Origin of the sequence: Bradyrhizobium oropedii (assembly GCF_020889685.1) — a bacterium.
GTDB classification, from domain to species: Bacteria; Pseudomonadota; Alphaproteobacteria; order Rhizobiales; family Xanthobacteraceae; genus Bradyrhizobium; species Bradyrhizobium oropedii.
In genome coordinates, this window is record NZ_JACMYO010000043.1 from 1 (window position 1) to 21,020 (window position 21,020).

The 21,020-nt window shown below is 64.7% G+C and carries 19 protein-coding genes; 17 read left to right on the forward strand and 2 right to left on the reverse strand.

Features of this window, described 5'->3' with window-relative positions:
- Together H8A95_RS14470 and H8A95_RS14475 are read left to right on the forward strand one after the other, a co-directional pair.
- A partial coding sequence (locus tag H8A95_RS14470; RefSeq protein ID WP_229183742.1) for an autotransporter outer membrane beta-barrel domain-containing protein occupies window positions 1-3,473 on the forward strand: 3,473 nt, incomplete at its 5' end.
- Between the two features lie 134 nt (window positions 3,474-3,607).
- Window positions 3,608-4,426, forward strand: a complete 819-nt coding sequence (locus tag H8A95_RS14475; RefSeq protein WP_229183743.1) for an alpha/beta fold hydrolase — start codon at window positions 3,608-3,610, stop codon at window positions 4,424-4,426.
- Here H8A95_RS14475 and H8A95_RS14480 read toward each other — a convergent pair.
- A complete protein-coding gene (locus H8A95_RS14480) occupies window positions 4,423-5,715 on the reverse strand; it encodes a spinster family MFS transporter (RefSeq protein ID WP_229183744.1) in 1,293 nt (430 codons plus the stop codon). The two genes, H8A95_RS14475 and H8A95_RS14480, sit on opposite strands and share 4 nt — an antisense overlap.
- A gap of 46 nt (window positions 5,716-5,761) precedes the next feature.
- Window positions 5,762-6,952, reverse strand: a complete 1,191-nt coding sequence (locus tag H8A95_RS14485; protein ID WP_229183745.1) for an aromatic ring-hydroxylating dioxygenase subunit alpha — start codon at window positions 6,950-6,952, stop codon at window positions 5,762-5,764.
- Between the two features lie 132 nt (window positions 6,953-7,084).
- Between H8A95_RS14485 and H8A95_RS14490 the strand changes: the two genes are divergently transcribed.
- The 15 genes from H8A95_RS14490 to H8A95_RS14560 all read left to right on the forward strand — a co-directional run bounded on the left by H8A95_RS14490 (window position 7,085) and on the right by H8A95_RS14560 (window position 21,010).
- Window positions 7,085-7,600, forward strand: coding sequence for a MarR family winged helix-turn-helix transcriptional regulator (locus H8A95_RS14490; protein WP_229183746.1), 516 nt, complete (start codon window positions 7,085-7,087; stop codon window positions 7,598-7,600).
- Between the two features lie 214 nt (window positions 7,601-7,814).
- Window positions 7,815-8,180 (forward strand): NADH-quinone oxidoreductase subunit A, encoded by a 366-nt coding sequence (locus H8A95_RS14495; RefSeq protein ID WP_018271860.1) that lies wholly within the window; start codon window positions 7,815-7,817, stop codon window positions 8,178-8,180.
- Entirely contained in the window at window positions 8,171-8,761 is a 591-nt protein-coding gene (locus H8A95_RS14500; protein ID WP_050402390.1) for a NuoB/complex I 20 kDa subunit family protein, read from the forward strand. The genes H8A95_RS14495 and H8A95_RS14500 overlap by 10 nt, the downstream gene beginning before the upstream one ends.
- 10 nt (window positions 8,762-8,771) lie before the next feature.
- On the forward strand, window positions 8,772-9,389 hold the full coding sequence (locus H8A95_RS14505) for an NADH-quinone oxidoreductase subunit C (RefSeq protein WP_229183747.1): 618 nt from the start codon (window positions 8,772-8,774) through the stop codon (window positions 9,387-9,389).
- A complete protein-coding gene (locus H8A95_RS14510; protein WP_229183748.1) occupies window positions 9,386-10,582 on the forward strand; it encodes an NADH-quinone oxidoreductase subunit D in 1,197 nt (398 codons plus the stop codon). The genes H8A95_RS14505 and H8A95_RS14510 overlap by 4 nt, the downstream gene beginning before the upstream one ends.
- A 43-nt stretch (window positions 10,583-10,625) precedes the next feature.
- A complete protein-coding gene (gene nuoE / locus H8A95_RS14515) occupies window positions 10,626-11,237 on the forward strand; it encodes an NADH-quinone oxidoreductase subunit NuoE (RefSeq protein WP_163153441.1) in 612 nt (203 codons plus the stop codon).
- Window positions 11,237-11,449 (forward strand): hypothetical protein, encoded by a 213-nt coding sequence (locus H8A95_RS14520; protein WP_229183749.1) that lies wholly within the window; start codon window positions 11,237-11,239, stop codon window positions 11,447-11,449. The genes nuoE and H8A95_RS14520 overlap by 1 nt, the downstream gene beginning before the upstream one ends.
- A 19-nt stretch (window positions 11,450-11,468) precedes the next feature.
- Window positions 11,469-12,794 (forward strand): NADH-quinone oxidoreductase subunit NuoF, encoded by a 1,326-nt coding sequence (gene nuoF, locus H8A95_RS14525; protein WP_163153446.1) that lies wholly within the window; start codon window positions 11,469-11,471, stop codon window positions 12,792-12,794.
- Between the two features lie 9 nt (window positions 12,795-12,803).
- Complete coding sequence (gene nuoG / locus H8A95_RS14530) at window positions 12,804-14,879, forward strand: NADH-quinone oxidoreductase subunit NuoG (protein ID WP_229183750.1); 2,076 nt, start codon at window positions 12,804-12,806, stop codon at window positions 14,877-14,879.
- Between the two features lie 10 nt (window positions 14,880-14,889).
- On the forward strand, window positions 14,890-15,960 hold the full coding sequence (gene nuoH / locus H8A95_RS14535) for an NADH-quinone oxidoreductase subunit NuoH (protein WP_229183751.1): 1,071 nt from the start codon (window positions 14,890-14,892) through the stop codon (window positions 15,958-15,960).
- Between the two features lie 7 nt (window positions 15,961-15,967).
- Window positions 15,968-16,462, forward strand: coding sequence for an NADH-quinone oxidoreductase subunit NuoI (gene nuoI / locus H8A95_RS14540; protein WP_097673576.1), 495 nt, complete (start codon window positions 15,968-15,970; stop codon window positions 16,460-16,462).
- A gap of 9 nt (window positions 16,463-16,471) precedes the next feature.
- On the forward strand, window positions 16,472-17,110 hold the full coding sequence (locus tag H8A95_RS14545; RefSeq protein WP_229183752.1) for an NADH-quinone oxidoreductase subunit J: 639 nt from the start codon (window positions 16,472-16,474) through the stop codon (window positions 17,108-17,110).
- The gene (nuoK, locus tag H8A95_RS14550) at window positions 17,107-17,415 is read left to right on the forward strand and encodes an NADH-quinone oxidoreductase subunit NuoK (protein ID WP_016841823.1); all 309 of its coding nucleotides are present in this window, start codon (window positions 17,107-17,109) and stop codon (window positions 17,413-17,415) included. The genes H8A95_RS14545 and nuoK overlap by 4 nt, the downstream gene beginning before the upstream one ends.
- A 7-nt stretch (window positions 17,416-17,422) precedes the next feature.
- Window positions 17,423-19,495 carry an NADH-quinone oxidoreductase subunit L gene (gene nuoL / locus H8A95_RS14555; protein WP_229183753.1) on the forward strand — a complete coding sequence of 691 codons (2,073 nt, stop codon included), beginning with the start codon at window positions 17,423-17,425 and terminating at the stop codon, window positions 19,493-19,495.
- Window positions 19,496-21,010: an NADH-quinone oxidoreductase subunit M gene (locus tag H8A95_RS14560; protein ID WP_229183754.1), complete on the forward strand. Its 1,515-nt coding sequence runs from the start codon at window positions 19,496-19,498 to the stop codon at window positions 21,008-21,010. It abuts the gene before it with no gap.
- The last annotated feature ends 10 nt before the right edge of the window (window positions 21,011-21,020 follow it).

Consider the following 21,020-nt stretch of genomic DNA (forward strand, 5'->3'; position numbering starts at 1 on the left):
AGGGCGGCTTTGGCGGCGGCGGTGGCGGCTCCAGCGGCAATGACGGCGGCACTTGCGGGAATACCGGCGGCTTCGGTGCCGGCAATGGCGGCAACGATTCTCAAGGTGGCGCTGGCGGCGGACTCGGTGCGGGCGGCGCCGTCTTCGTCCAGGGTGGTGGAACGCTCAATGTTGCCGGTACCTTCACGGTCAACGGCAACAGCGTCAACGGTGGGACAGGTGGTGTCGGTGCCGGCAATGGCTCCGCGCTCGGCGCGGGCATGTTCCTGCAGGGCAACGGGACGCTGACCTTCAATCCCGCGGCCGGGCAGAACCAGACCGTCTCCGATGTCATCGCCGACCAGACCGGCAGCGGCGGCACCGGCGTCAATGCTGGTAGCTGGAGTCTGGCCAAGACGGGACTCGGTACGCTGACACTGACCGCCGCGAACACCTATTCGGGCGGCACGAACGTGAGCGGCGGCCTGATCAACTTCAACGCAGCGAATAATTTCGGCTCGGGCAACATCACGCTCAGTGGCGGTGGGTTGCAGTGGGCGAGCGGCAACACCGCCGACATCTCCGGGCGGCTGAACGCGATCGGCTCCGGCGGCGCCACGTTGGACTATAACGGCAATGCCGTGACGCTGGCGACGGCGCTTACCGGCACGGGCGGTGTGACGGTTGCGAACTCCGGCAGCGGCGGTGCGCTGACCCTGACGGGGGCGGCAAGCTATTCCGGCGCGACGACCATCAATTCCGGCGCAACGCTGGCGCTGTCGACTTTCGGCAGCATCGCGAGTTCGAGCGTCGTGACGGTCAACGGCACGTTCGATATTTCGGCATCGTCATTCTTCTTCAATCCGATCTCGACGCTCGCGGGCAACGGATCGGTCGCGCTCGGCAACAACTCCCTGGTGATTACCGCTGGTTCGACGGAATTTTCCGGCGCCATCAGCGGCCCGGGCGGCGCGGCCGGCCTCATGATCGCGCACGGAACGCAGACCTTGTCCGGTGTTAACGGCTACCTCGGCGCGACCCAGATCAATGCCGGAGCGACGCTGGCGCTCAAGGGCAGCGGCTCGATCGCCAATTCGGCCTACGTCGCATTTGCTCCGGGCGCCGGCATCGGCACATTCGATATTTCGCAGACCAACAGCGGTGCCAACGTCGCCGGCCTGTATGATCCGACCGGCGGCAGCGTCGTGTCTCTCGGCGCCCGGACGCTGACGTTGACCGGCAATGTCGGCCCCTTCCGCGGCATCATCCAGGATGGCGGTATCGGCGGCGGCGCCGGCGGCAACGTGACCATCGCCTTTGGCGCTGTTGCGACCTTCGGCGGCGTCAACGCCTATACCGGGCTGACCACGATCAACGCCGGCGGCCAACTCGACCTGATCAGCGGTGGCAGTATCGCGTCCTCGAAGGCGATCATTAACAACGGCAACTTCGATATATCTGGCGCGGGCGGTGGCGTCTCGATCAACGGCCTTTCCGGGACCAGCACCGGCGTCGTGAATCTGGGCGCCAACACGCTCACCTTCACCAATGCGAACGGCGTCTTTGCCGGTGCCATCCGGGACGGCGGTGCGGGGGGCGGCGTCGCGATCACCGGCGGCAAGGAAGTCCTGAGCGGTATCAACACCTACACCGGCGCCACCACCGTCACCCATGGCGCGCTTGAAGTGGACGGCTCGATCGCCGGCTCGTCGAAAGTGACGGTCAATTCCGGCGGCACCTTGAGCGGCACCGGCATTGTCGGTCCGGCACCCGTCACGGTGCCGAGCGATGGCGGCGTCACGCTCACATTGGTGTTAAGCAACAACCTCAGCGGCGTCATCATTAGCGGTGGTACGGATCTGGTGCTGCACCCGATCGTCAGCGCCTCCGCACCCGCGAGCGGCATCGTCGATCCGGCGACCACGTCCATCATGAGCGGCGGTACGCTCGCGCCCGGCAGTGCGGCGAATCCGACCGGCACATTGACGGTCAACGGCAGTCTCGCCTTCCAATCCGGCGCGATCTATCTGGTGCAGGTGACGCCAACGCTTGCGTCGTCGACCAATGTCAGCGGGACGTCGACGCTCGGCGGCGCCACCGTCAATGCGGCGTTTGCCAACGGCAGCTATATCTCCAAGCAATATACCATCCTCACCGCCGGCAGCGTCAGTGGGACCTTCGGCGCGCTCGCCAACACAAACCTGCCGCAAAATTTCAGCGACGCGCTGAGCTACGACGCGACCCATGCCTACCTCAATCTGGCACTGAACTTCACGCCGCCGACCGGCCCCACCGCCCCGAGCTATGGCGGCGGTCTTTCCATCAACCAGCAGAACGTCGCCAACACGCTGGTCAACTACTTCAACACGACCGGCGGCATTCCGATGGTGTTCGGCACGCTCTCGCCGGCGGGGCTGACGCAGGCTTCCGGCGAACTGGCGACCGGCTCGCAGCAGACGACGTTCGATGCCATGAACCTGTTCATGGGGCTGCTGACCGATCCCTTCATGAACCGTACCGGAGGAGCGGGAGCGATGCCGGGCGCTACCGGTTATGCGGAGGAGGGCGGTGCCAGCGCCTATGCCGCAACAAAGAAGACCGACGCATTCGCGATGTTTACCAAGGCGCCACCGGTCCCGTTTGTGCCGCGCTGGAGCGTGTGGGCCGCAGGTTTCGGCGGTTCGCAATCGACCAGCGGCAACACCATTGTCGGGTCGAACAACACCACCAGCAGCGTCTACGGCACCGCGGTCGGCGCCGACTACCTGTTCTCGCCGAACACGATTGCAGGATTTGCGATCGCGGGCGGCGGCACCAACTTCTCCGTGGTGAACAGCGGCAGCGGCCGGTCGGATCTGTTCCAGGCCGGCGTCTATGTTCGCCACACCGAAGGTCCAGCCTATATCTCGGCCGCGCTCGCCTATGGTTGGCAGGACATCACCACCGACCGCACCGTGACGGCCGCCGGCACCGACCAACTCCGCGCCGAGTTCAATGCCAATGCTTATTCGGGGCGACTCGAAGGCGGCTATCGGTTCGTGGCGCCGTGGACCGGCGGCATCGGCATCACGCCCTATGCCGCGGGCCAGTTCACGAGTTTCGAACTACCGGCCTATGCCGAGCGGATGATCTCGGGTCTATCGACCTTTGCACTGACCTATGCCGGCAAGAGCGTGACCGACCCGCGCAGCGAGCTCGGCCTGCGCACCGACAAGTCCTTCGCGGTGCAGGACGGCATCCTGACGCTGCGCACCCGTTTCGCCTGGGCTCACGACTACAACCCCGACCGCTCGGTCGCCGCGACCTTCCAGGCGCTGCCCGGCACCAGCTTCGTCGTCAACGGCGCGGCGCAGGCGAGCGACTCCGCGCTGACCACGGCATCGGTCGAGATGAAATGGCGAAACGGCTGGTCGGCGGCCGCGACATTCGAAGGCGAATTCTCCAACGTCACCTCCAGCTACGCCGGCAAAGGTGTGGTCCGGTATCAGTGGTGAGATCATTTCCGCTTCGGACAGCCTGACATCACGCGCGTGATTACCTGGGGCGTAATCGCGCGCGCGAACTCCCTTTGCGATGGTCGGTGCATCGGCGGCGATGTTGCCGTTCGATCCGCAAGGGGAAAGACATCATGGCTAGCCAACCGCATCATGCGTCCGCCAAAGATGGCACGAAACTGTTCGTCCAGGATTGGGGCTCGGGTAGACCGGTGCTGCTGCTTGCCGCCTGGACGTTCAATTCCAGCGTCTGGGGCAGCCAGATCGTGGCGCTCAGCGCCAAGGGCTATCGCTGCGTCGCGCCCGACCGGCGCGGCCATGGCCGTTCCGACATGCCGACCGCGGGATACGACCTCGACACGCTGACCGATGACGTCGCTGCCGTGATCGAGCAGCGCGATCTGCGCGACGTCACGATCGTCGCGCATTCGATGGGATCGATCGAGGCGGTGAACTACCTAGCGCGTCACGGCGCGGACCGTATCGCGCGGCTGGTGCTGGTGGCGCCGACCACGCCGTATCTGATCCAGACCGAGGACAATCCGGACGCGGTGCCGCGAGCGATGGTCGAGGCGCAGAATGCCGCGATCGCGCAGGACTTCCCGAAATGGATGGGCGACAACGAGGCGCCGTTCTTCATGCCCGACACATCAGAGGCCACGCGGGCCTGGATCAGGGAGATGATGCTGAGCGTGCCGCTGCCGGTGGCGCTGGCCTGCCGCAAGACCATCTCCTTTGCCGATCTGCGTGCCGCGGCGAGGGCAATCGATCGCCCGACGCTGATCGTGCATGGCGACAAGGATGCCAGCGCGCCATTGGAGCTCACCGGCGCGAAGACGGCAAAGCTGATCAGGGGAAGCAAGCTCGCCGTCTATGAAGGCGCGCCGCACGCGTTGCCGCTGACGCACAGCGCGCGCCTGATGGCCGACCTGCTCACCTTCTTGGACAGTTAGCTGGCGCGCGCGATATCCGTCCGGATCCATCGCGCCGCCCAGACGAATAGCAGCGCGCCGAGCGTCGTCGTGACCGCTGCCGACAGCAGCGAGTAGCGAACTGCATCGGCGCCGTAGACGCCCTTCAGGGCATCGTTGATCATGCCGACGGCGAGGGGACCAACGCCCTGGCCGAAGCAGGTGGCGGTCAGCAGTACGAGCGCCGAGGCCAGCGCGCGCATGCTGGGCTTTGCCACGGTCTGGGCGATCGCGAAGATCGGGCCGAGATGGAAGCCGACCATGAACGAGGTCAGCGCCAGCGTGGCGACCATCAGCGTAAAGCTTGGCGTCAGCATGCACAGCGCGAACACCGGGCCGGCGAGGCCGGACATGATCGCCGGCGCCCACAGTTTCCAGCGGTCGTCGCGGCGGCCGATCTGCGCCACCACGAGGCCACCGATCAGCGTGCCCGCCATGCCGGCGAGACCCTTGAAGGTGCCGGCATAGGTGCCGATCTCGGCGCTGGTGAGGTGATGGATGCGCGCCAGGAACGGCGGGATCCACACCGCGGTGGCGTAGTTGGTGTAGGTCGTGAGGCAGAAGCCGACCAGCACAATGATGAAGCTCGGCAGCGATGCGAGGAAGCCCAATGTCGGCCCGATCGGCTCGGCCTTGAAGGTCTCGGCCATCGCACCGCGCTTCGGCTCTGATATCGTCAGCCACAGCACGGCGGCGAGGGCGATGCCGGGCAGGCCGGCGGTGAAGAACGCCATCCGCCAGCCATAGTGCTGATTGACATAGCCGCCGATGAAATAGCCGAGGAAGACGCCGAGATAGGTGCCGATCGCGTAGATGCCGAGCGCGCGCGGGCGTTCGTTCTTGTCAAAGAGATCGGCGATCATCGATTGCGAGGCCGGCGTGCCCGCGGATTCCCCGATGCCGACGCCGACCCGCGCCAGTGCCAGCGCGGTGACGCTGGAGGCGAGACCGCAGAGATAGGTCATCGCGCTCCAGAACGCGAAGGCTGACGCGACGATGTTGCGGCGGTTGAGGCGATCGGCCATCCGCGCAATGGGAATCCCGAGCAGCGAATAGAACAGTACGAAGCCGAACCCGGCGAGCAGGCCCATCGTGGTGTCGCTGAGCGCGAACTCCTTCTTGATCGGCTCGATCAGCACGTTGAAGATCGTGCGGTCGAGGAAGTTGAGGGCGTAGATAATGGTGAGCAAGGCGAGGACGTAGTAGCGGTGAGCTGAAGGCGCGGCTGCGGCTTGCGTCGGCACAGCCGCCTGCGGTGCAACATCGACCATGACTTCCTCCCCCGATTGTCGTTTCTTGTTTGCTTTGGCGCGGGCCTCAGGCCTCGCGGATGTAATTCCCTGCTTCGAATTCGACCGGCCGGGCGTCAGTGTCGAACGACACGCCGATCGGGTCGCGGCCGGCGGCCATGGCCTCGAGCTGGTCGCCGAGCATCCGGCGGATCATCAGGATGCCGCGGTCGCTCTGGCCGAAATGCTCTTCGGAGTGGATCGTCACCGGCCCCTGGCCGACCTGCGCCTCGTAGTCGCCGGGGAATTGCTGGTGCTCTTGCTCCGTCATGTCCCACCAGAACTTGCCGTTGAACTTCGAGCGCATGCGGCCGATATCGCCTGCATTCTTGACCCGGCCGGCGACATAGATGCGGAACGAGGTGTCGTCGATCGGCAAGGTCCAGCCGATCGATTCGACGCGGGCGAATTGCGCAACGCGTGGATTGGGCACGACGCGAAGCGTGGGGAGCGCGGCCTCGGTGACGCGATAGAACACCTTGCCGTCGTCCTGCTTGCGGATCGAGCGCACCGCGACGCCGCGCGGCGACATCTCGAACTTCACCTCGGGCATCGAGGCCATCATGTTGGTGAATTGCGGCCCGGAGAACGAGCCGTGCAGCACCGGCACGTGGTAGGGGTCAGCGACGTTCTCGAAATGCTGTAGCCAATTGCACGGGATCACCGCGGGGCCGCCGCCGCCGATCGAGGAATCGTCGGCCTCGACGAACTCGCCGTCGTCCATGGTCTCGAGGCACTCGTAGCGCGGCAGCACCGGCTTTTTCTCGGCCGGGCCCATATAGGCGAAGATCAGGCCGTAGCGTTCCTGCACCGGATACCAGGGCTGGCGCACCTTGTCTTTGAACTGACCGCCCTCGGGCTCGCAGGGTTGCTCGAGGCAGTGGCCCTCGGTGTCGAACTTCCAGCCGTGATAGCAGCAGCGGATGCCGTCTTCCTCGACCTTGCCGTAATAGAGTGTGGTTCCGCGATGGCAGCAGCGCGCGTGGAGCAGGCCGACCCGGCCATGCCTGTCGCGGAACAGGATCAGGTCCTCACCGAGCGCACGGACTTTTCTGGGGATATCGGTGGCGTCGCCTGCGAGGCCGATCGGGTGCCAGTAGCGGCGCAACAGCTCGCCCATCGGCGTGCCGCGGACCACCGAGGTGAGCTCGGTCCGTGTGGTCGACGGCTTCATCGCATAGGCCGTGCCGAGGTCGCGGTCCCGCTGGGTGATCGTCATGTCGGTCTCCTCCCGCCGCCGGACTCTTGCCTGCGGTCGCTGTGTCGTTGATGAAGTCAATGATATATCGATGACATTGTCAACGATCTCGTTTAGCTTGGCAGCGACCGGCTTTGTTGGCAGAGGTTGGCGATGACCGAGAAGCTCAGGAGAGAGAGGGCCTTGCCGCCGGAGGCGGTCGCCGACGCTGAATTGGCGCCGGTCACCGCGATGATGTCGTCGCGGCTGATGGTGCTGGCGAACCTGCTCAGGCGCGGCGCGATGCTGCGTTACAAGCGCCTGACCGGACTGTCTTCGGTCGAGTTCGGCCTGGTCGTCTCACTCGGGCGGCGGCCCCCGATGAGCGTGGTGCGGCTGGCCGAAGCCGTCGGCATGGACAAGGGGCAGATCAGCCGGGCGCTCGCCGAGCTCGTGGCGCGCAAGCTGGTGTCGAAGGCGGCCAACCCGCGCGACAACCGGGAGACACTGATCTCCCTGACCAAGGCCGGCCTTGCCGCCCACGACGCCATCGTGGCCGGCGCGCAGGAGCGAAACCGGCGCCTGCTGGAACAGCTTGATCCACAGGAACTTGAATTGCTGCTTGGACACATCGACCGGCTGACCGCAACGGCCGCCGAGATGCTCGCTGCCGAACGGGAGCTGGGCTGATATGGCGCCCGTGCAGGGCACCGGATGGCCGCCACAGCGTTGGTCATTGAGGCACGCGCATCCGCCCGATGAGGCCAAGAGCCGCGGGAAGGGACGGTAAAAGCGTCAAAATAGCTTGTCTTGCGCCCCCTGTTGCGCTGCGCTAAAGCCTCAAGAACAATTCCAATCAACGAATCTGCGGCACGTCCGAAACCGCAGCAAGAAGGCCTCGCCGATGACCGGCATCCTGCAGAATTACCTCCCACTTGTGGTCTTTATCGGAGTCGCGAGCCTGATCGGTCTGGCGCTCCTGATCGCGCCGTTCCTGGTCGCGTTCCAGTCGCCCGACCCGGAAAAGCTGTCCGCCTATGAATGCGGATTCAACGCTTTTGACGACGCCCGCATGAAGTTCGACGTCCGCTTCTATCTGGTGGCGATCCTCTTCATCATCTTCGATCTCGAGGTGGCGTTCCTGTTCCCCTGGGCCGTGGCGTTCGGAAAGCTGGGCGCGACCGGCTTCTGGTCGATGATGGTGTTCCTGGCCGTGCTGACGGTCGGGTTCGCGTATGAATGGAAGAAAGGCGCGCTCGAATGGGATTGAGCCCCACCGCCGCATCCTCGCAGCCGGCGATTGCGCAAGCTCCGAGAGGCATTCTCGATCCGTCGACCGGCAAGCCGGTCGGCGCCAATGATCCGTTTTTCCTCGAGGTCAATCACGAGCTGTCCGACAAGGGCTTCTTCGTCGCCGCCGCCGATGACCTCATCACCTGGGCGCGCACCGGCTCGTTGATGTGGATGACCTTCGGTCTCGCCTGCTGCGCGGTCGAGATGATGCAGGTCTCGATGCCGCGCTACGACGTCGAGCGCTTCGGCTTTGCGCCGCGTGCCTCGCCGCGGCAGTCCGACGTGATGATCGTCGCGGGCACCCTGACCAACAAGATGGCGCCCGCGCTGCGCAAGGTCTACGACCAGATGCCGGAGCCGCGCTACGTCATCTCGATGGGCTCCTGCGCCAATGGCGGCGGCTACTACCACTACTCGTATTCGGTGGTTCGCGGTTGCGACCGCATCGTGCCGATCGACATCTATGTGCCGGGCTGTCCGCCCACGGCGGAGGCGCTGCTCTACGGCGTGCTGCTGCTGCAGAAGAAGATCCGCCGTATCGGCACTATCGAACGCTAAGGTTTCAGGCATGGACGACGGCAAGCTCGACGCCCTTGGGCAGACGATCGTGAGCGCGCTTCCGGGCGCCGCCACGGCGCACTCGGTCGCGTTCAATCAACTCACTATCGATGTCGAGATTGGCAGAATCGTGGACGTCGTCACTTTTCTGCGTGACGATCCGAACTGCCGCTTCGTCAACTTCACCGACGCGACCGCGGTCGACTATCCGAGCCGCGAGAAGCGCTTCGACGTCGTCTATCATCTGCTGTCGCCGACGCTGAACACCCGCATCCGCGTGCGCGGCCAGGCCGACGAGACCACGCAGGTGCCGTCGATCATCGGCGTCTTCCCGGGCGCCGACTGGTTCGAGCGCGAGACCTACGACCTCTACGGCGTGATCTTCATCGGGCATCCGGATATGCGCCGCCTGCTGACGGATTACGGCTTCGACGGCCATCCGCTGCGCAAGGACTTCCCGCTCACCGGCTTCGTCGAGGTTCGCTACGACGACCAGGAGAAGCGGGTGCTGTACGAGCCGGTCCGGCTCAACCAGGAATTCCGCAAGTTCGATTTCCTCTCGCCCTGGGAAGGCGCGGACTATCCGCTTCCCGGTGACGAGAAGGCCAAGGCGGAGCCGAAGCCATGAACGAGCAGCCGCATAATCTTCGTAACTTCACAATCAATTTCGGTCCGCAGCATCCGGCGGCCCACGGCGTGTTGCGCCTGGTGCTGGAGCTCGACGGCGAAGTCGTCGAGCGCGTCGATCCGCATATCGGCCTGCTTCACCGCGGCACCGAGAAGCTGATCGAGCACAAGACCTATCTGCAGGCGATTCCGTATTTCGACCGGCTCGACTACGTCGCGCCGATGAACCAAGAGCACGCGTTCTGCCTCGCGGCGGAAAAGCTGCTCGGCATCACGGTGCCCCGCCGCGGCCAGTTGATCCGCGTGCTCTATTGCGAGATCGGCCGCATCCTGTCGCATCTGCTCAACGTCACCACGCAGGCAATGGACGTCGGCGCGCTGACCCCGCCGCTGTGGGGCTTCGAAGAGCGCGAGAAGCTGATGGTGTTCTACGAGCGCGCCTCGGGCTCGCGCATGCACGCGGCGTTCTTCCGCGTCGGCGGCGTGCACCAGGACCTGCCGCCGAAGCTGGTCGACGATATCGAGGCGTGGTGCGATCCGTTCCTCAAGGTCGTCGACGACCTCGATACGCTGTTGACCGGCAACCGTATCTTCAAGCAGCGCAACGTCGATATCGGCGTGGTGCCGCTGAAGGAAGCCTGGGAGTGGGGTTTCTCCGGCGTGATGGTGCGCGGCTCGGGCGCGGCCTGGGACCTGCGCAAGTCGCAGCCCTACGAGTGCTACGCCGAGATGGATTTCGATATTCCGATCGGCAAGAACGGCGACTGCTACGACCGCTACCTGATCCGCATGGAAGAGATGCGCCAGTCGGTGCGCATCATGAAGCAGTGCATCCAGAAGCTGAAGGCGGCGGACGGGCAGGGCCCGGTCGTGGTCGAGGACAACAAGATCGCGCCGCCGCGCCGTGGCGACATGAAGCGCTCGATGGAAGCGCTGATCCATCACTTCAAGCTCTACACCGAGGGCGTGCACGTGCCGGCCGGCGAAGTCTACGCCGCGGTCGAGGCGCCCAAGGGCGAGTTCGGCGTCTATCTCGTCGCTGACGGCAGCAACAAGCCCTACAAGTGCAAGATCCGCGCGCCGGGATTCGCCCATCTGCAGGCGATGGATCACATCTGCAAGGGCCATCTCCTGGCCGACGTTTCCGCCATCCTTGGCTCGCTGGATATCGTGTTCGGCGAGGTCGACCGGTGATGATGTCCGCATCCGCACCGCGCGCTAATTGAGAGTTTGATCGATGTCCGTCCGCCGCCTTGCCCCGAAGGAATTGCAGCCCGCGAGCTTCACGTTCACGGACGAGAATCTCGCCTGGGCCAAGAAGCAGATCGAGAAGTATCCGCCGGGCCGTCAGGCCTCGGCTGCGATCGCGATCCTGTGGCGCGTGCAGGAGCAGCATGACGGCTGGGTCTCGGAAGCGGCGATCCGCGCCGTCGCCGACCTGCTCGAGATGCCGCATATCCGCATGCTAGAGATCGCGACCTTCTACACCATGTTCCAGCTCTCGCCGGTCGGCAAGAAGGCGCATGTTCAGGTGTGCGGCACCACGCCGTGCCGGTTGCGCGGCGCCGCCGACCTGATCGAGGTCTGCCAGCATCGCATCCATCACGACCCGTTCCAGCTGTCGAAGGACGGCAACTTCTCCTGGGAAGAGGTCGAGTGCCTCGGTGCCTGTGTGAACGCGCCGATGGTGCTGATCTGGAAGGACACCTACGAGGACCTGACCAAGGAAAGCTTCGGCAAGGTGCTCGACGGTTTTGCCGCCGGCAATCCGCCGAAGCCGGGCCCGCAGACCGACCGTCAGTTCTCGGCGCCCGCAGGCGGGCCGACCACGCTGAAGGAAACCACCTGATGCGGGGCTCTCAGGTGCAGGCGAATGAGACGGGGAGGGCGGCTTCGATGAAGGCCTGGCGCACGATCGCGCTGCATACCACCGTCGCGGCTGGCTTCATGTTCCTGCTGCAACGTTACGGCCTCAGCGCCACGCTGGAATCCAGCCTGTTGTGGGCCATCGTGTTCGGCGGCTGCGCTGCCGGGCTCGCTTACTCCCAAGCCAATCGGTGATGTTCGGAAAGTTTTTGTTATGCTCGACGACAAGGACCGCATCTTCAAGAACCTCTACGGCCTCCATGACTGGGGCCTCGAGGGCGCGCGCCGCAGAGGCGCCTGGGATGGCACCAAGGGGATCATCGACAAGGGCCGCGACTGGATCATCAACGAGATGAAGGCGTCGGGCCTGCGCGGTCGCGGCGGCGCCGGCTTCCCGACCGGCATGAAGTGGTCCTTCATGCCCAAGGAATCCAAGGACGGCCGTCCGAGCTATCTCGTCGTCAATGCGGACGAGTCGGAGCCCGGCACCTGCAAGGACCGCGAGATCATGCGGCACGATCCGCATCTCTTGGTCGAGGGCTGCCTGCTCGCGAGCTTCGCGATGGGCGCGCATGCCTGCTACGTCTATATCCGCGGCGAATTCATCCGCGAGCGCGAGCGCCTGCAGGCGGCGATCGACCAGGCCTATGAGGCGAAGCTGGTCGGCAAGGACAATATCAACGGCTGGCCGTTTGACATCTATGTCGCGCACGGTGCCGGCGCCTATATCTGCGGCGAGGAAACCGCGCTGCTCGAGAGCCTCGAAGGCAAGAAGGGCCAGCCGCGGCTGAAGCCGCCGTTCCCGGCCAATGTCGGCCTCTATGGCTGCCCGACCACGGTCAACAACGTCGAGTCGATCGCGGTCGCGCCCGACATCCTGCGCCGCGGCGCCGCCTGGTTCGCCGGCATCGGCCGTCCGAACAATGTCGGCACCAAGCTGTTCTGCATCTCCGGCCACGTCGAGCGTCCCTGCAACGTGGAAGAGGCGATGGGGATTCCGTTCCGCGAGCTGATCGAGAAGCATTGCGGCGGCATTCGCGGCGGCTGGGACAATCTGAAGGCCGTGATCCCCGGCGGCTCGTCGGTGCGTATGGTGCCGGCCGACCAGATCATCGACACGCCGATGGATTTCGACAGCTTGAGCAAGCTGCGCTCGGGTCTCGGCACCGCGGCTGTCATCGTGATGGACAAGTCGACCGACCTGATCCGGGCGATCGCGCGCATCTCCTATTTCTACAAGCATGAGAGCTGCGGCCAGTGCACGCCGTGCCGCGAGGGCACCGGGTGGATGTGGCGCGTGCTGACCCGCATGGCCGACGGCCGCGCCCACAAGCGCGAGATCGACATGCTGCTGGAAGTCACCAAGCAGGTCGAGGGTCACACGATCTGCGCGCTCGGCGACGCTGCGGCGTGGCCGATCCAGGGTTTGATCGCGCATTTCCGTCACGAGATCGAAGAGCGCATCGACCAGTATTCGCACAAAGCCGATCTCGACGATCAGGGCGTTCGTGATCCCGTCCATATGGTCGCGGCGGAGTAGAGAAGAGACATGAGCAAGATCATCGTCGATGGCAAAGAGATCGATGTGCCGGCTGAGTACACGCTGTTGCAGGCGTGTGAGGCGGCCGGCGCCGAGATTCCGCGCTTCTGCTATCACGAGCGGCTGTCGATCGCCGGCAATTGCCGGATGTGCCTGGTCGAGGTGAAGGGCGGCCCGAAGCCGGTCGCCAGCTGCGCCTGGGCCGTGCGCGACTGCCGTCCGGGCCCGAAGGGCGAGCCGCCGGAGATCTCGACCCGTTCGCCGATGGTCAAGAAGGCGCGCGAAGGCGTGATGGAGTTCCTGCTGATCAACCATCCGCTGGACTGCCCGATCTGCGACCAGGGCGGCGAGTGCGACCTGCAGGACCAGGCGATGGGCTACGGCGTCGACACCAGCCGTTTCGCCGAGAACAAGCGCGCGGTCGAGGACAAGTATCTCGGCGCGCTGGTCAAGACCTCGATGAACCGCTGCATCCAGTGCACGCGGTGCGTTCGCTTCTCCGCCGAAGTCTGCGGCGCGCCGGAGATGGGCGCGACCGGCCGCGGCGAGGACATGGAGATCACCACCTATCTCGAGCATGCGCTGAGTTCGGAGCTGCAGGGCAATCTCGTCGACATCTGCCCGGTCGGCGCGCTGACCTCGAAGCCCTATGCTTTCGCGGCGCGCCCGTGGGAGCTCGGCAAGACGCAGTCGGTCGACGTCATGGACGGCGTCGGCTCGGCGATCCGCGTCGACACCCGCGGTCGCGAGGTGATGCGCATCCTGCCGCGCATCAACGAGGCGGTTAACGAGGAGTGGATCTCCGACAAGACTCGTCACGTCGTCGACGGCCTGCGTACGCAGCGCCTCGACCGTCCCTATGTGAGCGAGAACGGCCAGCTCAAGCCTGCGACCTGGCAGGAAGCCTTCGCCGCCATTGCCGCCAAGGCCGGCCGCAGCGACGGAAAGCGGATCGGCGCGATCGCGGGCGATCTCGCCGCGGTCGATGAAATGTATGCGCTGAAGGAGCTGCTGGCGAAGTTCGGCTCGGTCAATCTGGCGGTGCAGGGCGGCGACGCCTTCGACGCCAAGGCGGGCCGCGGCTCCTACATCTTCAACCCGACCATTGCCGGCATCGACCAGGCCGATGCGATCCTGATCATCGGCTCGCATCCGCGCAAGGAAGCCGCGGTGCTGAACGCGCGGATCCGCAAGCGCTGGCGCACCGGCGGCCTCAAGGTCGGCATGATCGGCTCCAAGTCCGATTTCACCTATGACCATGAGTATCTCGGCGCAGGCACCGACACGCTCGCCGATCTCGCGGCGGGCAAGCACTCCTTTGCCGACGTGTTGAAGAACGCACAGCACCCGATCATCCTGGTCGGCCCCGGTGCCTACACTAGGCACGACGGCGCGGCGGTGCTGGCGCAGGCCGCCAAGCTCGCCGCCGATGTCGGCGCGCTGAAGGACGGCTGGAACGGCTTTGCCGTGTTGCAGGATACCGCCTCGCGCGCCGGTGCGCTCGACATCGGCTTCTCGCCCGCGGCCGGCGGCCTGACCACGGCGCAGATGACGACCTTCGGAACACTCGACGTGCTGTTCCTGCTCGGCGCCGACGAGATCAAGGCGCCGGACGGCACCTTCGTGGTCTATATCGGCACCCATGGCGACCAGGGCGCGCACCGCGCCGACGTCATCCTGCCGGGCGCGGCCTACACCGAGAAGTCTGGCATCTACGTCAACACCGAGGGCCGGGCGCAGATCGCCAACCGCGCCGCGTTCCCGCCGGGCGAAGCCCGCGAGGACTGGGCGATCATCCGCGCGCTGTCCGACGTGCTCGGCAAGAAGCTGCCGTTCGACTCGCTGCAGGCGCTGCGCCAGGCGATGTTCAAGACCTACCCGCATCTGATGCGGCTCGACCAGATCGAGGCCGGCAAGCCCGACGACGTCAAGGCGCTGGCGGGCAAGGGCGGCAGCGTCGACAAGGCGGCGTTCAAGCCGACGGTTGAGGATTTCTATCTGACCAACCCGATCGCGCGTGCCTCTGCCGTGATGGCGGAATGCTCGCGGCTGGCGTCGGGCCGAATGCTGAAGGCAGCGGAGTGAGCGTGACCTGATGGCTGAATTCTTCGCAAGCTCGTTCTGGACCGGCTTCCTCTGGCCGCTGATCATCATGGTCGCGGAAAGCCTGTTGCTGCTCGTCGTGCTCCTGATCGCGATCGCCTACATCCTGCTCGCCGACCGCAAGATCTGGGCGGCGGTGCAGATCCGCCGCGGCCCCAACGTGGTCGGGCCGTTCGGATTGCTGCAATCCTTCGCCGACCTCCTTAAATTCGTGTTGAAGGAGCCGGTCATCCCGTCCGGCTCCAACAAGGGCGTGTTCCTGCTGGCGCCGCTGGTCTCCTGCGTGCTGGCGCTGGCGGCCTGGGCCGTGATCCCGTTCAATCTCGGCTGGGTGATTTCCGACATCAATGTCGGCGTGCTCTACATCTTCGCGATCTCGTCGCTGTCGATCTACGGCATCATCATGGCCGGCTGGTCGTCGAACTCGAAGTACCCGTTCCTGGCCGCGCTCCGCTCCGCTGCGCAGATGGTGTCCTACGAAGTCTCGATCGGCTTCGTCATCATCACCGTGCTGCTCTGCGTCGGCTCGCTGAACCTGTCGGCGGTGGTCGAGGCCCAGAACACCCGCGGCCTCGCGCATCTGATCGGCCTGCCGCAGCTCACCATCCTGAACTGGTATGTGTGGCCGCTGTTCCCGATGTTCGTCGTGTTCTACGTCTCGGCGCTGGCGGAAACCAACCGTCCGCCGTTCGACCTGGTCGAAGCTGAATCCGAGCTGGTCGCCGGCTTCATGACCGAATACGGCTCGACGCCGTATCTCCTGTTCATGCTCGGCGAGTATGTCGCGATCACCACGATGTGCGCGCTGGCGTCGATCCTGTTCCTGGGCGGCTGGCTGCCGCCGGTCAATCTGCCGCCGTTCACCTGGATTCCGGGCATCATCTGGTTCGCCCTGAAGGTGTTCTTCATGTTCTTCATGTTCGCGATGGCGAAGGCGATCGTGCCGCGCTACCGCTACGATCAACTGATGCGGCTCGGCTGGAAGGTGTTCCTGCCGCTGTCGCTGGCGATGGTGGTGATCGTGGCCGGCGTGCTGCAGTTCGCCGGCATCGCGCCGAAGTGAGGCCGTCATGAGTGTCAATGTCAACGCAACAGCCCGCTCGCTTCTGCTCTCGGAATTCGTCTCGGCGTTCGTCCTCGCCATGCGCTATTTCTTCAAGCCGAAGCCGACGCTGAACTATCCCTTCGAGAAGGGCCCGATCTCGCCGCGCTTCCGTGGTGAGCACGCGCTGCGCCGCTATCCGAACGGCGAGGAACGCTGCATCGCCTGCAAGCTGTGCGAGGCGATCTGCCCGGCGCAAGCGATCACGATCGAGGCCGGCCCGCGCCGCAACGACGGCACCCGCCGCACGGTGCGTTACGACATCGACATGGTGAAGTGCATCTATTGCGGCCTGTGCCAGGAGGCATGCCCGGTGGACGCCATCGTCGAGGGACCGAATTTCGAATTCGCGACCGAGACCCGCGAGGAGCTCTACTATGACAAGGCGAAGCTGCTCGCCAATGGCGACCGCTGGGAGCGCGAGATTGCGAAGTCGATCGCGCTCGACGCGCCGTACCGTTGAGGTGAGGGCATGATCCTTCCGGCGCTGTTCTTCTATCTGTTTGCCGCGGCCTGCGTGGCCTCGGCGGTCATGGTGATTGTCTCGCGCAATCCCGTACACTCCGTGCTGTTCCTGATCCTGGCCTTCGTCAACGCGGCCGGGCTGTTCATCCTGATGGGCGCCGAGTTCCTCGGGATGATGCTGATCGTGGTCTATGTCGGCGCCGTCGCGGTGCTGTTCCTGTTCGTGATCATGATGCTCGACGTCGATTTCGTCGAACTGCGCGAGGGCTTCATCCAGTACCTCCCAATCGGCATCGTGATCGGCGGCATCTTCATGTTCGAGCTGCTGCTTGTCGTCGGTGCCTGGGTGATCAACCCGCAGGTGACCAAGACGATCACGGCCGCGATCCCGACCAATGTCAGCAACACCGAGGCGCTCGGCCTCGTGCTCTATACGAAGTACATCCATTACTTCCAGCTCGCCGGCATGGTGCTCTTGGTCGCGATGATCGGTGCCATCGTGCTGACGCTGCGCCACAAGGCCAACGTCAAGCGGCAGAACATCAACGTGCAGAACGCGCGCACGCCCGAAATGGCGATGGCGATGCGCAAAGTGGCGTCGGGGCAGGGCCTGCAGGATGCCGATGCGGCGGAGTGGGTGAAATGACGATCGGGCTAGGGCACTATCTGGCGGTCGCCGCGATCCTGTTCACGCTCGGGATCCTCGGCATCTTCCTCAACCGCAAGAACATCATCGTCATCCTGATGTCGATCGAGCTGATCCTGCTCTCGGTCAACATCAACCTGGTGGCGTTCTCGACCTTCCTCGGCGACATCGTCGGCCAGGTGTTCGCGCTGCTGGTGCTGACGGTGGCGGCGGCCGAGGCCGCGATCGGCCTCGCCGTGCTGGTGGTGTATTTCCGCAACCGCGGTTCGATCGCGGTTGAAGACGTCAATCTGATGAAGGGCTAACGCGCCGATGTACCAGGCAATCGTATTTCTGCCTCTGCTGGGCGCCATTCTGGCGGGGATTATCTCGCTGACCGGCGCGCACGCGCGCTGCCCGAGCGGCGACACCGTCGATCATCACGACGACGCGCATGGCGACGCTCACGCCTCGGCGGGCCATGACGATCACGGTCATGACGATCATGGCCATGACGATCATCACGTGTCCGAGCCGCCAGCGGCGGGATCGCGACTGGCAGAGCTGATCACCACGGGCCTGCTGTTCGTGTCCGCGGCGCTGTCCTGGTTCGCGCTGGTCGATGTCGGCTTCATGCATCATGACGCCCGCGTCGTGCTGCTGCCCTGGATCACCTCGGGCGATCTGCAGGTCGCATGGTCGCTGCGGATCGACACCCTGACGGCCGTGATGCTGGTCGTCGTCAACACCGTGTCTGCGCTGGTCCACCTCTACTCCATCGGCTACATGGACGAGGATCCGAACCGGCCGCGTTTCTTCGGCTATCTCTCGCTGTTCACCTTTGCGATGCTGATGCTGGTGACCTCGGACAACCTTGTGCAGCTGTTCTTCGGCTGGGAGGGCGTCGGCCTTGCGAGCTACCTCCTGATCGGGTTCTGGTACCAGAAGCCGTCGGCGAACGCGGCCGCGATCAAGGCTTTCGTGGTCAACCGCGTCGGCGACTTCGGCTTCGCGCTCGGCATCTTCGCGATCTTCGCGCTGGTCGGCTCGACCGATTTCGAGACCATCTTCCACGCGGCGCCCGGGCTGACCGGCAAGACGATCAACTTCTTCGGCCATCAGGTCGACGCGTTGACGTTGACCTGCCTGTTCCTGTTCATGGGCGCGATGGGCAAGTCGGCCCAGTTCCTGCTGCACACCTGGTTGCCGGACGCGATGGAAGGCCCGACCCCGGTGTCGGCGCTGATTCATGCCGCGACCATGGTCACCGCCGGCGTCTTCATGGTGGCGCGCTTGTCGCCGCTGTTCGAGCTGTCGCCGACCGCGCAGGCGGTGGTGATGTTCTTCGGCGCGACCACGGCGTTCTTCGCCGCCACGATCGGCCTGGTGCAGAACGACATCAAGCGCATCGTCGCGTATTCGACCTGTTCGCAGCTCGGCTACATGTTCGTGGCGATGGGAGCAGGGGCCTATTCGGTCGGAATGTTCCACCTGTTCACGCACGCCTTCTTCAAGGCGCTGCTGTTCTTGGGCTCCGGCTCGGTGATCTATGCGATGCATCACGAGCAGGACATCCGCAACATGGGCGGCCTGTGGCGCAAGATCCCGTACACCTTCGCGGTGATGTGCATCGGCACCCTGGCGCTGACCGGTTTCCCGCTGTTCGCCGGCTACTTCTCCAAGGACGCGATCATCGAGGCCGCCTACGCCGCGCACAACCCGTTCGCGACCTACGCCTATCTGTTGACGATCGTGGCCGCCGGCCTGACTTCGTTCTACTCCTGGCGTCTGATCTTCAAGACGTTCTTCGGCGAGCCGCATGACCAGAAGCACTACGAGGCGGCGCATGAGAGCCCGGTCTGGATGCTGGTGCCGATCGGCGTACTCGCCGCCGGCTCGATCCTGGCCGGTCTGCCGTTCAAGGAAGTGTTCGCCAGTCCGCATGGTGTCGAAGAGTTCTTCCGCGAATCCGTCAAGATGAACCCGCACATCCTCGAGAACATGGAGCACATGCCGAGCTGGCTCGCGCCGCTGCCCACCGTGATGATGGCGCTCGGCCTGTTCGTCTCGTACCTGTTCTACATCCGCAGGCCGTATCTGCCGGTCGAGCTCGCGAACCAGCAGCCGATGCTGTACCAGTTCCTGCTCAACAAATGGTACTTCGACGAGCTGTACGACTGGATCTTCGTGCGTCCGGCGAAGTGGCTCGGCTACACGCTCTGGAAGAAGGGCGACGGCTTCATCATCGACGGCTTCGGTCCCGACGGTGTCTCGGCCCGCGTGCTCGACATCACCCGCAATGTCGTGAAATTGCAGACCGGCTACCTCTATCACTACGCGTTCGCGATGCTGATCGGGGCGGCCGGATTGATCACCTGGTTCATGTTCGGCTTGGGAGGCCAGTAAATGACAACCTGGCCCATCCTTTCCGTCACGACCTTTCTGCCGGCGGTCGGCGCGATCCTGGTCTACCTGCTGGCGCGGGGCGGCGACGAGAGCGCCAACCGCACGGCGCGCTGGATCGCGCTGTGGACCACGCTGATCACCTTCGCGGTGTCGCTGATCCTGGTCGCGCGCTTCGATCCCGCGCAGACCGACTTCCAGTTCGTCGAAAAGGCGTCCTGGCTCGCCACCGGCATCACCTATCACATGGGCATCGACGGCATCTCGCTGCCGCTGATCATCCTGACCACCGCGATCATGCCGCTCTGCATCATCGCGAGCTGGAAGTCGGTGACGAGCCGCGTCGGCGAATACATGATGGCGTTCCTGATCCTGGAAACGCTGATGGTCGGCACCTTCTCGGCGCTCGACCTCGTGCTGTTCTATCTGTTCTTCGAGGGCGGCCTGATCCCGATGTTCCTGATCATCGGCGTCTGGGGCGGCCCGCGCCGGGTCTACGCGTCGTTCAAGTTCTTCCTCTACACGTTCCTCGGCTCGGTGCTGATGTTGCTCGCCATCATGGCGCTGTACTGGAACGCCGGCACGACCGACATCCCGACCCTGATGCACACCGCGGTGCCGCGGTCGATGCAGACCTGGGCCTGGCTGGCGTTTTTCGCCTCGTTCGCGGTGAAGATGCCGATGTGGCCGGTGCACACCTGGCTGCCTGATGCGCACGTCGAGGCGCCGACGGCGGGCTCGGTGATCCTGGCCGCGATCCTGCTGAAGATGGGCGGCTACGGCTTCCTGCGCTTCTCGCTGCCGATGTTCCCGCTGGCCTCGCACGACTTCGCGCCGTTCGTGTTTACGCTGTCCGTCATCGCCATCATCTACACCTCGCTGGTGGCGATGATGCAGGAAGACATGAAGAAGCTGATCGCGTATTCGTCCGTCGCACATATGGGCTTCGTCACCATGGGCATCTTCGCGGTGACGACACAGGGCGTCGCCGGCGGCATGTTCCAGATGATCTCGCACGGCATCGTCTCCGGCGCGCTGTTCCTCTGCGTCGGCGTGGTCTACGACCGCATGCACACCCGCGAGATCGCGGCCTATGGCGGCCTCGTGAACCGAATGCCGCTCTATGCGCTGACCTTCATGGTCTTCACCATGGCCAATGTCGGTCTGCCCGGCACCTCCGGCTTCGTCGGCGAATTCATGACGCTGCTCGGCACCTTCAAGATCTCGCTGCCGACGGCGTTCTTCGCCACCACGGGCGTGATCCTGTCGGCCTGCTACGCGCTCTGGCTCTACCGCAAGGTGGTGTTCGGCGCGCTGGTCAAGCCGTCGCTGATGTCGATCAAGGATTTGACGTTCCGCGAATGCGTGACGCTGTTCCCGCTGATCGCCCTGACCATCCTGTTCGGCGTCTATCCGAAGCCGGTGCTCGACATGTCGGCGGCCTCGGTCCAGCAGCTCGTCAACAATTACCAAACCGCCGTGACTGCCGTGAAGGCAGCCGCGCTGACCGTCCAGTAAGGCCCTCGTC

Excerpts from the sequence above, each read along its gene's own strand:
- H8A95_RS14475 (WP_229183743.1), top strand. The coding sequence starts at position 3,608 with ATGGCTAGCCAACCGCATCATGCGTCCGCCAAAGATGGCACGAAACTG.
- H8A95_RS14480 (WP_229183744.1), bottom strand. The coding sequence starts at position 5,715 with ATGGTCGATGTTGCACCGCAGGCGGCTGTGCCGACGCAAGCCGCAGCC.
- H8A95_RS14485 (WP_229183745.1), bottom strand. The coding sequence starts at position 6,952 with ATGACGATCACCCAGCGGGACCGCGACCTCGGCACGGCCTATGCGATG.
- H8A95_RS14490 (WP_229183746.1), top strand. The coding sequence starts at position 7,085 with ATGACCGAGAAGCTCAGGAGAGAGAGGGCCTTGCCGCCGGAGGCGGTC.
- H8A95_RS14495 (WP_018271860.1), top strand. The coding sequence starts at position 7,815 with ATGACCGGCATCCTGCAGAATTACCTCCCACTTGTGGTCTTTATCGGA.
- H8A95_RS14500 (WP_050402390.1), top strand. The coding sequence starts at position 8,171 with ATGGGATTGAGCCCCACCGCCGCATCCTCGCAGCCGGCGATTGCGCAA.
- H8A95_RS14505 (WP_229183747.1), top strand. The coding sequence starts at position 8,772 with ATGGACGACGGCAAGCTCGACGCCCTTGGGCAGACGATCGTGAGCGCG.
- H8A95_RS14510 (WP_229183748.1), top strand. The coding sequence starts at position 9,386 with ATGAACGAGCAGCCGCATAATCTTCGTAACTTCACAATCAATTTCGGT.
- nuoE (WP_163153441.1), top strand. The coding sequence starts at position 10,626 with ATGTCCGTCCGCCGCCTTGCCCCGAAGGAATTGCAGCCCGCGAGCTTC.
- H8A95_RS14520 (WP_229183749.1), top strand. The coding sequence starts at position 11,237 with ATGCGGGGCTCTCAGGTGCAGGCGAATGAGACGGGGAGGGCGGCTTCG.
- nuoF (WP_163153446.1), top strand. The coding sequence starts at position 11,469 with ATGCTCGACGACAAGGACCGCATCTTCAAGAACCTCTACGGCCTCCAT.
- nuoG (WP_229183750.1), top strand. The coding sequence starts at position 12,804 with ATGAGCAAGATCATCGTCGATGGCAAAGAGATCGATGTGCCGGCTGAG.
- nuoH (WP_229183751.1), top strand. The coding sequence starts at position 14,890 with ATGGCTGAATTCTTCGCAAGCTCGTTCTGGACCGGCTTCCTCTGGCCG.
- nuoI (WP_097673576.1), top strand. The coding sequence starts at position 15,968 with ATGAGTGTCAATGTCAACGCAACAGCCCGCTCGCTTCTGCTCTCGGAA.
- H8A95_RS14545 (WP_229183752.1), top strand. The coding sequence starts at position 16,472 with ATGATCCTTCCGGCGCTGTTCTTCTATCTGTTTGCCGCGGCCTGCGTG.
- nuoK (WP_016841823.1), top strand. The coding sequence starts at position 17,107 with ATGACGATCGGGCTAGGGCACTATCTGGCGGTCGCCGCGATCCTGTTC.
- nuoL (WP_229183753.1), top strand. The coding sequence starts at position 17,423 with ATGTACCAGGCAATCGTATTTCTGCCTCTGCTGGGCGCCATTCTGGCG.
- H8A95_RS14560 (WP_229183754.1), top strand. The coding sequence starts at position 19,496 with ATGACAACCTGGCCCATCCTTTCCGTCACGACCTTTCTGCCGGCGGTC.